The following is a 12,518-nucleotide window of genomic DNA, read 5'->3' as shown; positions in this document are numbered from 1 at the left end:
AACCGGCGATTGGACTCACCCCCGACCCCTCTATGCTGCGCAAAGAGGGGGGGGGTTTTAACCCTCTTTCCGCGAAGCGAAGAGAGGGTCGACGGGCGAAGCCGCGTCGGGGTGAGTTGACGGCAGGCTTTTGCATCAGATTTTTTTATAATTTTAACAATGCCATCTATTACAGAATTATGCCGTGAATTAAGAAAGCGTCAAACGCCTGTAGAATTAGTATTATGGGAGGCTTTGCGGAATAGAAAATTGCAAGGTAAAAAGTTTTTAAGACAGCATCCTATCTGCGCATTATCAAGTTTTAGCAGAAACATTTATTACATTCCGGATTTTTACTGTCATGAAGCTAAATTAGCTATAGAAGCAGACGGGCCGATCCATATTTATAAGCAACAATACGACAGGAATAGAGACGAGGTGTTGAAAGCTTTAGGATCTACCGTATTACGCTTCACCAATAAAGAAATTGAAAGTGATTTACATGAAGTGTTGCGTAAAATAGCAGGGCATTTATAAACCAGAAATTTGACTCACCCCCAACCCCTTTCTGCTGCGCAAAGCGGGGAGTTTTTTTTCACCCTCTTTCCGCGCAGCGAAGAGAGGGTCGACGGGCGGAGCCGCGTCGGGGTGAGTTGTCTTTGATTTTTATATATTTGGTAAACTAACTTTTGCTTCAATGAAATTTACCAACCTTATTGCCGTTGCCGGTCTTGCTGTTTTGGCAAGCTGCTCATCTAACTCTAAAAAAGAAACGGCCACTGCAACCGATACTGCCCTGGCTGCTGATATTAAACAGCACATTGCCGTGTTGGCTAATGATTCGCTTTTAGGCCGCAAGCCTTTTACAGTGGGCGAAGAGAAAACGATTGCCTACATAGCCGCCCAATTCAAAAAGCTTGGTTTGGAGCCCGGCAATAAGGGCAGCTACTACCAGGACGTACCCATGGTAGAGATCAAGTCAACAGCAGCCGATATGCAGCTGACCGGTAAAACGGCCATGACCATAAAACCGGGTGTCGATTTTGTGGCTTCAACCCGACGCGAGGTGCCGGCCATCAATCTCAAAAACTCACCGCTGGTGTTTGCCGGTTACGGCATTGTAGCGCCGGAATACAAGTGGAACGATTACGCCGGGCTGGATGTGAAAGGCAAAACAGTGGTGGTACTGGTTAACGACCCCGGTTTCCAGGCGCCGGAGAAATTTTTTAAGGGCGATACCATGACCTACTATGGCCGTTGGACCTATAAGTATGAAGAAGCTGCCCGTCAGGGTGCCGCCGGGGTACTCATTGTGCATCAAACCGAACCGGCCAGCTACGGCTGGCAGGTAATCCAAAATAGCTTCTCAGGATCAAAACTATACTTACAGCAGGCCGATAAGCACATGAACCGCTGCCAGGTAGAAGGATGGATTAGTGAGGATGTTGCTAAAAAACTTTTGGCCGGTGCAGGCATCACTGAAGACATGCGGGCCTACGCGCGTAAAAAGAATTTCAAAGCGGTACCACTCAATAGCGAGGTATCGCTGGCATTAACCACTAAGTTGAAATATGCTATGTCGCACAATGTTGTGGCTACCTTGAAGGGTACTACAACGCCTAATGAATATGTGCTGTACAGTGCGCATTGGGACCACTTCGGCATTAACAAACCTGTTGGTAACGATAGTATTTACAACGGTGCTGTTGACAATGCCAGCGGGGTAGCCGCGATACTGGCCATTGCCAAAAAGTTTGTAGCTGCAAAAGAAAAGCCAAAACGCTCCATCGTATTTTTAAGCGTTACGGCCGAGGAGCAGGGCCTTTTAGGATCTGAGTATTATGGCACGCACCCTATTTATCCGCTTAACAAAACAGTAGCCGATCTAAACCTGGATGCTTTATCGGACTTTGGCGAAACAACCGACTTTTCTATCACCGGCAAGGGCCAGAACGACCTGGATGATTATGTACTGGAGTTAACCAAACCAATGGGCTGGACGGTTGTTGGCGATACCAAACCAAGCTCCGGCAGTTACTACCGGTCAGATCATTTTAACTTTGCCAAGGTAGGTGTACCGGCTATCGATCTGCATAACGGCGCCACGGCTGTTGGGCACGATGAGGCCTGGGGCAAAGCCAAACTGAAGGAGTATAATGAAAAACGCTATCACCAACCATCAGACAGCTACACATCCGACATGAATACCATGGGGATGGCCCAAACCGCCGACCTGATGTTTAAAATGGGAGTAAAATTGAGCAATGAAACCACCTTCCCTAGTTGGAAAGCCGGATCGGAGTTTAAGGCGATAAGAGATAAAGCTATGAGGAAATAAAGTTATGCAACAGGTGGTCTGGTATATTACCGACCACCTGTTTACTTTATTGAAGTAAACATATCCTTTATCTCAGCGTTAATTAAGTATCAACCAATTTATTCCATCATGCAACCGAAACAAATTTGGGCTAACCTGGGCGTTAAGGACGTAAGCCGTACCCGTGAGTTCTACACAAAATTAGGGATCAAGTCTAACGAAGACCATGACAACGGTGGCGACCAGCTTACCAGCTTTTTATTTGGAAATGATTTTGCCATACACTTTTTTGAAGCCAATTTCCTTAAACAATCGTTTGAGGGCGAACTAACAGATCTGACAAAAAGTAACGAGATCATGTTCAGCCTGTGGGCTGATAGCAAAGAAGAAGCCGACCAATGGGCCGAAGAAGTGCGCAATGCCGGCGGCACCATATTTAGCGAACCTAAAGCTTTTGGCAATAACTACTACGGTTTCGGTTTTGCAGATCCGGATGGGCATAAGTTCAACGTGTTCCACATGTAGTGTGTCGTTGGGTTATTGCACCTAAACTGTAATAAAGGTTAACAAAGGTTTACACTTTTTTCTTTAATGCGCGATAATCAATTGTTAATCAGATGCTTATAAAAGTACAGGGTTAACACTCCTTTTGGGAATAATTACTTTAAGTCAACAGTCATCAGTGATTATTTCACGAGAAATAGCGCGCTCAACTTATTGCTAATTCTGCTAATTTGCAGGCATGAATCCACAAGTAAAGCGCACGGTAATAATGCTGCTGTTAGGGGTAATACTGTTTGCAGCTTCAATGGCGTTCCCGGTCATCAATAATTCTAAAGCACGCGATATTTTCCAGGGCGGCGGTATTGGTTTAATGGTTGCCGGTATAATTAGCATTGTAATGGTTTTGATTAACGATTTTAAAAAGAAAAAAGTGTAACTTCCGCTACAATGTCTCATACAGCAGTAGTCCATACCCATTGCAGTAACTGCGATACATTTCTTACCGGTAAGCATTGCCACGAATGCGGGCAGAAAGCCGGCGTACACCGGTTAACCCTGCATGAATTGTTCCATGAGGTGTGGCACGTTTTTACCCATACCGATAAAGGCATCCTGCGTTTGATCAAAGATCTTTTTTTGCATCCCACCAGTGTTTACCAGGGTTACTTTAACGGTCAGCGCAAAAAGTATTTTAGCCCCGTGCTGTTCTTTTTAGTTACAGCGGGTATTTTGGCTTATCTGTATCCACATGTTTTTGATTACGAGGACAAGGTAACCAACATGCATAACGAATTTGGGCGGGCCATGTACCACATGGTTAAATATCGCGCCCTGATGTTACTTCCTGTCGAAGCTTTATTACTGTGGGCAGTATTTTACAAACGGTTTAACCTGGCAGAAGTGACTGTGTTTATGCTTTTTTGCATTGGCTTTACCTATACCGTCCGCATATTTGTGATCCCGTTCTACTTTTTGTTTATTACCCATAAGAGTTTTATCGATAATGCGCTTATCATCATCACTTACCTGATCATTATGTGGCATGGTAGCCTGGTATTAGCCAAAAGTCGGCCAGGCTATATAGTTGCGGTTATAGTAATGGTAAATATTTTTTACCTGATGGATGGCTTTCTTCAACTTTACTTACTTTTTGATAACAAGATGCTCGATAACCAGAATGTACATGGCTTTGCCAATGCACTAAAGATTATGTATACGTTTTGATATGACGAACAAAACCCGTTTTCTGATCGCCGTTGTCGCGTTGATAGTGGCAGCGATCATGTTTACGCTGTTTACTTTTGTGCCCGTGCTGCACGGAACAAGCAAAGCCGATTTCTTTCAGGGCTTTGCCGGCGGCATAGCCGGCGGCGCCTTTTTAGGGATATTGCACTATAGCCGCGAAATCCGCCGCGGGCGTAGGGTTGCCTGATCACATAATTGCCCGGTTAGCGCCGCCATCAACCTGTATAGTGGTCCCGCTGATGTACGATGCCTGGTCTGATGCCAGGAAGGCAACCAGCGCAGCCAGTTCTTCGGGCTTACCTATCCGCCGTAACGGTATCTTTTGCGCCTTTTCTTCCATCGCCTTTTCCGGGTTAACGTCTGTCGGCAGCGTATGTTTAATCCGCTCGGTCAGGATCAATCCCGGTGCAACATTATTTACGGTGATGTTATAGGGGCCATACTCATCGGCCATTAGTTTTGCCATACCCACTACGCCCATCCGCATAGCGGTAGACAATACTGAATTTTCCAGTACTGCCTTAACCGACCCGCTAATGATATTAATTATCCGGCCGCTGCCCGCTTTTTGCATGTAAGGTAGCACTTGTTTGCTTGTACGTGCAAAGCTTAGCAGGTTCAGTTCAAACGCCTTTTGCCATTGCTCGTCCTCAAAATTCTCGAAGCGGTCAAACGGTGGGCCTCCCGCATTATTCAAAAGAATGTCTATCCCGCCAAATACTTGCGCAGCTTTGGTTATGAAACTGCTCAGTTGGTTAGCATCACTCACATCCACCGTGATGGCTGTCACTTGGTTACCTGTCGCCGCTGTGATCTCGGCGGCAGTTTTTTTCAATTCCTCTTCATCACGCGATCCAATGATTACATTAGCACCTTCTTGCGATAAGGCCATAGCAACCGCCTTGCCCAATCCTTTACTGGCGGCCAGTACAACGGCCACTTTACCGGTCAGTTTTAAATCCATAATCAACTAACAGCCCGGCTTATTGATTGTTGGGTTGCTGGTGCTAAATTAGGCAATAGTGATATTTATTAAAAAATATTATCCGGCTTAAAATGAAGCCTTTAGGCTTATTATCAACATATTAAAAACAGCGGTGTGGTTTAGCGGTTACACATTTGCATTTATGGGCTGTTTCAAATTAAACTATCAGCCCGTAATGTTATCATACTTACATATTAAAATACTTATGAAAAAATTATTCGTTATAGCCGCTTTAGTTGCATCATCATTTGGGGCCTTTGCTCAAAATGCCGATTTGCGCCGTAAAATTGAAGTTACCGGTATTGCCGAGCAAGAGGTGACCCCAGATATTATTAACGTTTCTATCTCATTAAAGGAGTATATGAACGGCAAAACAAAAGTTGCCATCAGCACGCTGGAAAAGCAGCTGGAAAAAGCTGTGGCCGAAGCTGGTATAGCTAAAGAAGATTTTACCGTTAACAGCTTGTCATCATGGAACTATGCTACTGAAAAAAAGAAAAACCCCGACTTTTTGGCCAGTAAGCAATACGGCATCAAGTTTCGTGACCTGAACAAGTTTGACCAGATATTGAGCAAGGTTGATGCAAAGGGAATCCAGTCTACCAATATCGATAGCTACGATTACTCAAAGATCAATTCCGTAAAGAATGATTTAAAATTAAAAGCATTATTGGCAGCACGCGATAAAGCAGCTTTTTTAGTAGCCGGCCTGGGTGATAAGTTGGGTGGCGCATTAAATATTACCGAAAACGATAACAGCAGTTTCCCGTCGCCGCGTAATGTAATGTACATGTCTAAAGCAATGAGTGCCGATGCGGCGCCTGAGTCAGACATCGACTTTAAAAAAATTAAGCTGAGTTTTCAGATTCAGGCTGTGTTTGAAATAAAATAACAAACATTAGCATATTAAAACAGCGGACCTGCCCCTGGGCAGGCCCGCTGTTTTTGTTTTGCCCCAAACTTTACAGGAGCCGCCATGTTATTTATTAAACACTAATAAAACTGGCCATGAAAGCTTTTAAATATTTTGCAGCCATTGTGCTGATAACCGGATCACTTGCCGCCTGCAAAGGCCGCGAAAATGCAACCCTTGGTGGCTCTACCGATACCAGCGCTAAAGCAGGTACCGGCGTCCCTGCAGAAACGATGAGTGCCGACTCGGCAAAGGATACTACCTATAAGGGTAACGCCGACCCAACCGGTCGCGATACTACTAAAACCAAACCTGTTCAGTAACAGGTAAATAAATGCTATTTACTAATTTGGGGTATTGACGAAATAAAATTTACTTTTTATTTTTACGTCCCCAAATTAGTTAAGCATGATACGTACGCGTTCCAAAAAAGTGCTTTTGTTAGCACCCGAGGTTTTTCCCGGTCAGTTATTGGCCGGCTATGATAATGTAAAACACGTATCGGCAACAAGTACCATATTTCCCAATATACATGAATTAAAGCCCGATGTGATCTTTTTTGATCATGCGCACATGGGCGATAATCTGGAAAAAACGCTTCGTCGTTGCAAACCAATACCTTTTATAAGAACATCAAAATTTGCCTTTACAAAAAAGCAGAGAATGTTAAAGCCGATAGCCTTTTAAAAGTGCTGGGGGTAGATCATATTGTTTACAGCCATGATCTGCAAAAGTCGCCTAAAACAAGTACAACCCTGCATATCATCAACAGTATGTTAGATGCATCGTTAATTAAGCTGCTGGCGGGCGCGAACTAATAGGCTGTTATCGGGCTGCTATTCTTAAAAGCCGATTTAACCCCGTCATTTGCCTGCCGCATCTCCTCCGTCGGCACAACAATCATTTTACATAGGGCTAACACATTTGCAATAAATTGCTGTTAAACTTGCATGCTTTTACAGGCGTTGAATAAGTTAACACGGTAAGAGCCTTAACACGTATCACACTGTAATGAAAATAGGAATAGTTTGTTATCCTACCTTTGGCGGAAGCGGGGTTGTTGCCACCGAATTAGGTAAAGCCCTTGCAGACCGCGGGCACCAGGTTCACTTTGTGACCTATAACCAGCCCGCCCGGTTGGATTTTTTTTCGGAGAACCTTTTTTATCACGAGGTTGCCGTATCTAACTATCCTTTATTTGATTATCCGCCTTATGAGCTTGCCCTGGCAAGCCGCCTGGTTGATGTAGTGCGTTTTGAAAAACTGGATGTACTGCATGTGCATTACGCTATCCCGCACGCCTCTGCCGCTTTTATGGCAAAACAGATCCTGCTTACTTATGGTATCAGCATCCCGGTAATTACAACACTACACGGTACCGATATTACCCTTGTTGGGCAGGATAGTACCTATAAACCGGTGGTTACATTCTCCATCAACAAATCCGACGGGGTAACCGCTGTTTCTGAACATTTAAAGCGCGATACCTACAAATATTTTAAGATAGAGAAGGATATCAAGGTGATCCCCAACTTTATCGACCTGAACCGTTTTAGCCTGAAGCCCAAAGATCACTTTAAAAAAGCGATTGCCCCAAATGGCGAGCGGGTACTGGCGCATACCTCCAACTTCCGTAAGGTAAAAAATACGGACGATGTGGTGCGCATATTCGCTAAGGTTTTGGAAAAGATCCCGGCGAAATTACTGATGGTGGGCGACGGACCCGAACGATCTGGCTGTGAAAAGCTGAGCCGGGAGCTGGGCATAGCCGAGCATGTGCGCTTTTTAGGCAAGCAGGACGCGATAGAAGAGATCCTGTCTGTATCTGATCTGTTCCTGATGCCTTCACAATCAGAAAGTTTCGGTTTGGCTGCTTTAGAGGCTATGGCTTGCAAGGTGCCTGTTGTAAGCACAAACACCGGCGGGCTGCCTGAACTGAACGTAGAAGGAGTTACCGGATTTTTAAAAGATGTTGGCGATGTTGACGGTATGGCCGAGCGTGCCGTATATATTTTAGAGGATGAAGAACGGTTGCAAACTTTTAAAGAAGCTGCGCTGGCACATGCTAAAAACTTTGAACTGTCTAACATTATGCCTGAGTATGAAAACTATTATAAAGAGATAATAGAACAAAGCAAACAGGAACAGCTAGGCGCATAAATATTATTGTAACAATTTGGCGTGGTTTGTGTTATTACAACTCAAAATAATACACAACAAACCATGAAAAAAATATTTCAAACTACCCTTGCAATTTTAGCCGTTACTTTCGTTTTATCGGCTTGTTCAACTACTAAAAACGCATCATCGGGCTCATCGGCCATGACGGTATCCCGCGGTAAATTTGTTGGTACCTGGAACCTTACCAACGTTAGTTATGACGGCCTGGTGCCAAACGCTGTACAAAACGTATTTGATCAGGCTGCACCAAGCGCATTTGTGGGCAGCGTATGGAAACTGACCAACAGTGGTAACGGTGTCTATACCTTAAACAGCGGCGCGTCACAAACCATCTTTTGGTCGGTATTCAACGAGGCGGGCGCGAACACCCAGTTTCAATTCAAAAAATTATACGAGGGTGATAAAGCTAAAAATGTACAGGAAGGTTACCGTTTAGTGGTGACCAACGTTAGCGATGCCACTATGACCTTACAATCGCCGGTTGCAGTAGGTAACGGTACAGGCTATGTGGTTTACAACTTTACCAAAGCACAATAAGGTAAATTTAAAATAAAGACGTAAAAGTAAAAGTCCTTATAAGTACATCTTATAAGGACTTTTACTTTATAGCTAACTCGGCTTTGAGTTTACTCCTCTCTATTGCGCCGGTACAAACTTTAAGCAAACCGGGTTGCCAATCTCTATCTTGTAATAAGCATCGGTAAGTTTGCCGGTATTTTTGTCAATGCGGTAAGTATGTATGGTGTCGCTGCGTTGGTTGGCAACTAACAGGAAACTGCCTGTTGGGTCAATGGCGAAGTTGCGCGGCCCTAAACCCTGACTTGGCTTGCGTTCAATAAAGGTGAGCATACCGCTTTCTGGCGAGATAGCAAAAACCGAAATGTCGTTGGCGTCGCCACGGTTACTGGCATATAAAAATTTGCCGTTTGGCGCCACATGTATGTCAGCTGCACCTGTTGTACCAGTAAAACCATCCGGCAATAAACTTACCGATTGCTTTTGCTTTAATTTACCGTCGTTATAATCATAAGCGATAACGCTGCTGCCCATTTCGGTGATCAGGTACATGGTTTTTTTATCTGCCGAAAAATCTATGTGGCGGGGGCCTGCACCCGGTGCAACACTTACAAATGCAGGGTTGGCAGGTGTAAGCGGGCTTGCTTTGCCTGCTTTGTACCTGGTAATGTTTAGTTTATCGGTACCCAGATCTGTGTACATTACGTACTTTTCATCGGGCGATAACACGGTTGTATGCACGTGTGCCTTTTCCTGGCGCTCCTTATTTGGGGCATGGCCGCTATCGCGAATGGTTTGCACCGCCGGTGCTATAGAACCATCCTTATTGATGGGCAGCACACAAATGTTGCCGCCGCTGTAGTTGGCAACAAACAAACTTTTTTGAGCTTTATCTATCGATATAAAGCACGGATCGGCGCCAAGGGTAGATACCTTGTTGATAAAAGTTAAGGCGCCGGATTTAGCATCAAATTTAAAAGCGCTTACTTCGCCTTGCGTACCCTCGTTAACGGCATAAACAAATTTATTATCGGCAGACACACACAGGTACGATGGATTACTTACGTCGTCAATCTTGTTAAGGTAAGCAGTTTTGCCGGTCTCGGCATAAAAACGGTATACAGAAATACCTTTACTGCTGCCACTGGTGTAAGTGCCCACAACAAGGTCGAAAGTTTTCGGGGTCATATCTTTTTTCTGGGCAAATAACATACCCGGAATTAGCAACGATGCAGCTAACAGTAAGTTTTTCATTATTTAAGCGTTGGTTTACAAGTGCAAGGTAGTAAAATGATTAAAAAGGTGAAGCTACTTTTTAAATGAGTGTATTACGTGGAGTAAGCTTTAAGGTTTACAGATGATATTAAAGGTAAATAGCGCAATAGTTGCTGTAGATTGTTAGTAACTCTTATAACTGAGTCAGGATCGATTAGCTACCGTCAAACCACTGTAAGCATTTTGCAGCCTGTAAGTTTTATAACAATTTTAACTAATTTTGTAATATGATCGAATTGCCTGTAGTGCCAGTGAGTAACCAGCCGCAACGCAAGCCTGATTGGCTTAGGGTGAGGTTGCCTGTAGGGAAAGAATATGCCCACGTTCGCGGGTTGGTTGATGAGCACAAGCTGCATACCATTTGCGAAAGCGGTAATTGCCCAAACATGGGCGAGTGCTGGGGTGCAGGTACGGCAACTTTCATGATACTGGGCAATATCTGTACCCGTTCCTGCTCTTTTTGCGCAGTTGCCACGGGCAGGCCACTGGCTGTTGATATGGACGAGCCCAACCGTGTAGCAAACTCGGTGAAGCTTATGCAGGTAAAGCATTGCGTAATCACCTCGGTAGATCGTGATGACCTTAAGGATGGCGGCTCCATCATCTGGGCCGAAACGATTAACGCCATCCGCAGAGAAAGCCCGCAAACTACTTTAGAAACCCTGCTGCCCGATTTCCGCGGCATTTGGCCTAATTTGGAGCGCGTGCTGGAAACCCGCCCCGAAGTAGTATCTCACAACCTTGAAACCGTACGCCGCTTAACCAAAGAAGTGCGCATCCAGGCAAAATACGATAGAAGTCTAGAAGCGTTAAGAATAACATCTAACGCCGGTGTGCGCACAAAATCGGGCATAATGCTTGGCTTAGGCGAGCGTGAGCAGGATGTGCTGGAAGCCATGGACGACCTGCTTGAAGCCGGCGTACATATTTTAACGCTTGGCCAGTACTTACAGCCAACACGCAACCATCACCCGGTAGTAGACTGGATCCACCCGGATCAGTTTGCCAGCTACAAAGAATGGGGTTTAAATAAAGGGTTCAGATATGTAGAAAGCGGCCCGCTGGTACGCTCGTCTTACCATGCCGAAAAGCATTTGTTTGAAATGTAATTAATCCTTTCTATCTTTCACCCCGGTGAGCAAAAAACGTAAAATATCATTATCAGAAGAAGAGTTAGTGCTGGCGTTGCGCAACCGCGAGAAAATTGCGGTTGAAGCGCTTTACGATATGTACTCTGCTTCGTTATTTGGTGTTATATCCCGCATTATTACCGAAACAGCCGTTGCCGAAGACGTTTTACAAGAGACCTTTGTAAAAATTTGGCATTCCTTTTCGGGGTACAGCAGCGAAAAAGGCCGTCTATTCACCTGGATGGTCAATATTGCGCGTAACCTCGCTATAGATAAGGTACGTTCTAAAGATTTTAAGAACCAAAACAAAAACCAGGAGCTTGAAAATAACGTAACTTTCATAGACGAACAAAGGAACACAGTTTATAAACCTGAGTTGCTGGGCATTAAGGAATTAGTATCTACCCTAAAACCTGAGCAAAAGTCTATCCTCGACCTTGTGTATTTTAAAGGCTATACCCACGTTGAAGCCGCCGATGAACTCGGCGTTCCGCTGGGTACCATTAAAACGCGGTTAAGAATGGCAATACAGCAACTGAGAAAACATTTTAATTAAAAAAGTGGAAAACGTACAGGCATATATCGAATCGGGAATTTTGGAGCTTTACGTTCTGGGGGAAGTTACTCCGGATGAAAGGCTGCAGGTGGAGGAGATGGCCGCCAGAAACGTTGAGATAAAGAACGAAATTGCAGAGATAGAGCTTTCAATGGAAGCGTTTGCGCAGGAGCATTCTGTTGAACCGTCTGAAGAATTACGTGGCAAGGTCATCAACAGCCTGATTGTTAACCTGGGCGATGACCGCATCTTTACCAAGCCCCGCAAACATAGCGGCGATGAGGTATTTGAGGATGATGTTGATAATGTTGTTGCTATGCCAAAACGCAATACTACATTCTATAAATACGCTTTTGCAGCCTGCTTAACCCTTTTGCTGGTCAGCATTTATGGTATAGTTAACCTATACAGCAAATTGCAGGATACCAATACACAGTTAACGGCGATGCAGCTGGATAAACAGAAAATCGCCAATCAGGTAAACGTAATGGATGACGAACTGGACATCTATCGCGATACATCTTACAAGATATTACGCCTTAAGGGTGTTGCCAGGTCGCCGCAATCGGCCCTTACGCTTGCCTGGAGCCCGGTAACCAAAAAAGTGGTGCTGGATATGAAGAGCCTTAAACTTCCCGATCATGATAAAGACCATCAGTACCAGTTGTGGGCGCTTGTAGGCGGTAAGCCGGTTGATATGGGTGTGTTTGATGGAGCAAATCCGGATACGCTATCTGTTAAAGAGATGAAGTCTATCGCAGCAGCCGATGCATTTGCGGTGACCTTAGAACCTACAGGTGGCAGCAAAGGCCCAACACTTGATCAGATGGTGGTAATGGGCGGTACTAAATAACAATCAGCTATTTACAAATAAAGCGAGAGGCGATATGCAAATGCATATCGCCTCTTTTGTTATC

General features: G+C 44.7%; 16 protein-coding genes. 14 read left to right on the top strand and 2 right to left on the bottom strand.

All coding sequences use genetic code 11. The features are described 5' to 3' along the window. Window positions 1-159 precede the first annotated feature (159 nt). The 6 genes from ACE5CV_RS19175 (at window position 160) to ACE5CV_RS19150 (ending at window position 4,232) form a co-directional block, all read left to right on the top strand. Window positions 160-516: an endonuclease domain-containing protein gene (locus ACE5CV_RS19175; RefSeq protein WP_374951816.1), complete on the top strand. Its 357-nt coding sequence runs from the start codon at window positions 160-162 to the stop codon at window positions 514-516. Between the two features lie 160 nt (window positions 517-676). Next, entirely contained in the window at window positions 677-2,317 is a 1,641-nt protein-coding gene (locus tag ACE5CV_RS19170) for a M28 family metallopeptidase (RefSeq protein WP_374951815.1), read from the top strand. Between the two features lie 108 nt (window positions 2,318-2,425). Next, window positions 2,426-2,821, top strand: a complete 396-nt coding sequence (locus ACE5CV_RS19165) for a VOC family protein (protein WP_374951814.1) — start codon at window positions 2,426-2,428, stop codon at window positions 2,819-2,821. Between the two features lie 217 nt (window positions 2,822-3,038). Next, the gene (locus tag ACE5CV_RS19160; protein ID WP_374951813.1) at window positions 3,039-3,236 is read left to right on the top strand and encodes a hypothetical protein; all 198 of its coding nucleotides are present in this window, start codon (window positions 3,039-3,041) and stop codon (window positions 3,234-3,236) included. A gap of 11 nt (window positions 3,237-3,247) precedes the next feature. Continuing rightward, a complete protein-coding gene (locus tag ACE5CV_RS19155; protein WP_374951812.1) occupies window positions 3,248-4,024 on the top strand; it encodes a DUF3667 domain-containing protein in 777 nt (258 codons plus the stop codon). 1 nt (window position 4,025) lies between these two features. Beyond that, complete coding sequence (locus tag ACE5CV_RS19150) at window positions 4,026-4,232, top strand: hypothetical protein (protein WP_374951811.1); 207 nt, start codon at window positions 4,026-4,028, stop codon at window positions 4,230-4,232. Here the strand turns inward: ACE5CV_RS19150 and ACE5CV_RS19145 are convergent, their stop codons facing one another. Next, window positions 4,233-5,009 carry an SDR family oxidoreductase gene (locus tag ACE5CV_RS19145; protein WP_374951810.1) on the bottom strand — a complete coding sequence of 259 codons (777 nt, stop codon included), beginning with the start codon at window positions 5,007-5,009 and terminating at the stop codon, window positions 4,233-4,235. A gap of 226 nt (window positions 5,010-5,235) precedes the next feature. On the opposite strand from ACE5CV_RS19145, the gene ACE5CV_RS19140 reads away from it, so the two are divergent. From ACE5CV_RS19140 to ACE5CV_RS19120, 5 genes are all read left to right on the top strand, one after another. Beyond that, window positions 5,236-5,922, top strand: a complete 687-nt coding sequence (locus ACE5CV_RS19140) for an SIMPL domain-containing protein (protein ID WP_374951809.1) — start codon at window positions 5,236-5,238, stop codon at window positions 5,920-5,922. A 116-nt stretch (window positions 5,923-6,038) separates the two neighbouring features. Continuing rightward, entirely contained in the window at window positions 6,039-6,266 is a 228-nt protein-coding gene (locus ACE5CV_RS19135; RefSeq protein WP_374951808.1) for a hypothetical protein, read from the top strand. Window positions 6,267-6,548: 282 nt separating this feature from the next. Next, on the top strand, window positions 6,549-6,761 hold the full coding sequence (locus ACE5CV_RS19130; protein ID WP_374951807.1) for a hypothetical protein: 213 nt from the start codon (window positions 6,549-6,551) through the stop codon (window positions 6,759-6,761). Between the two features lie 193 nt (window positions 6,762-6,954). Continuing rightward, complete coding sequence (gene bshA, locus ACE5CV_RS19125; protein WP_374951806.1) at window positions 6,955-8,103, top strand: N-acetyl-alpha-D-glucosaminyl L-malate synthase BshA; 1,149 nt, start codon at window positions 6,955-6,957, stop codon at window positions 8,101-8,103. Window positions 8,104-8,166: 63 nt separating this feature from the next. Beyond that, a complete protein-coding gene (locus ACE5CV_RS19120) occupies window positions 8,167-8,661 on the top strand; it encodes a hypothetical protein (RefSeq protein WP_374951805.1) in 495 nt (164 codons plus the stop codon). 99 nt (window positions 8,662-8,760) lie between these two features. Here the strand turns inward: ACE5CV_RS19120 and ACE5CV_RS19115 are convergent, their stop codons facing one another. Continuing rightward, window positions 8,761-9,894 (bottom strand): lactonase family protein, encoded by a 1,134-nt coding sequence (locus ACE5CV_RS19115; protein WP_374951804.1) that lies wholly within the window; start codon window positions 9,892-9,894, stop codon window positions 8,761-8,763. A gap of 248 nt (window positions 9,895-10,142) precedes the next feature. Here ACE5CV_RS19115 and lipA point away from each other — a divergent pair, with 248 nt between their 5' ends. From lipA to ACE5CV_RS19100, 3 genes are read left to right on the top strand one after another with little or no spacing between them, the layout of a single operon-like run. Beyond that, window positions 10,143-11,024: a lipoyl synthase gene (lipA, locus tag ACE5CV_RS19110; protein WP_374951803.1), complete on the top strand. Its 882-nt coding sequence runs from the start codon at window positions 10,143-10,145 to the stop codon at window positions 11,022-11,024. Between the two features lie 25 nt (window positions 11,025-11,049). Continuing rightward, window positions 11,050-11,601, top strand: coding sequence for an RNA polymerase sigma factor (locus ACE5CV_RS19105; RefSeq protein WP_374951802.1), 552 nt, complete (start codon window positions 11,050-11,052; stop codon window positions 11,599-11,601). A gap of 4 nt (window positions 11,602-11,605) precedes the next feature. Continuing rightward, on the top strand, window positions 11,606-12,454 hold the full coding sequence (locus ACE5CV_RS19100; RefSeq protein ID WP_374951801.1) for an anti-sigma factor domain-containing protein: 849 nt from the start codon (window positions 11,606-11,608) through the stop codon (window positions 12,452-12,454). Window positions 12,455-12,518 lie beyond the last annotated feature (64 nt).

This window comes from Mucilaginibacter sp., from assembly GCF_964263795.1.
Classification (GTDB): Bacteria; Bacteroidota; Bacteroidia; order Sphingobacteriales; family Sphingobacteriaceae; genus Mucilaginibacter.
The sequence above is the reverse complement of the archived record's forward strand: the minus strand, read 5'-3'. Positions and strand labels throughout refer to the sequence as shown.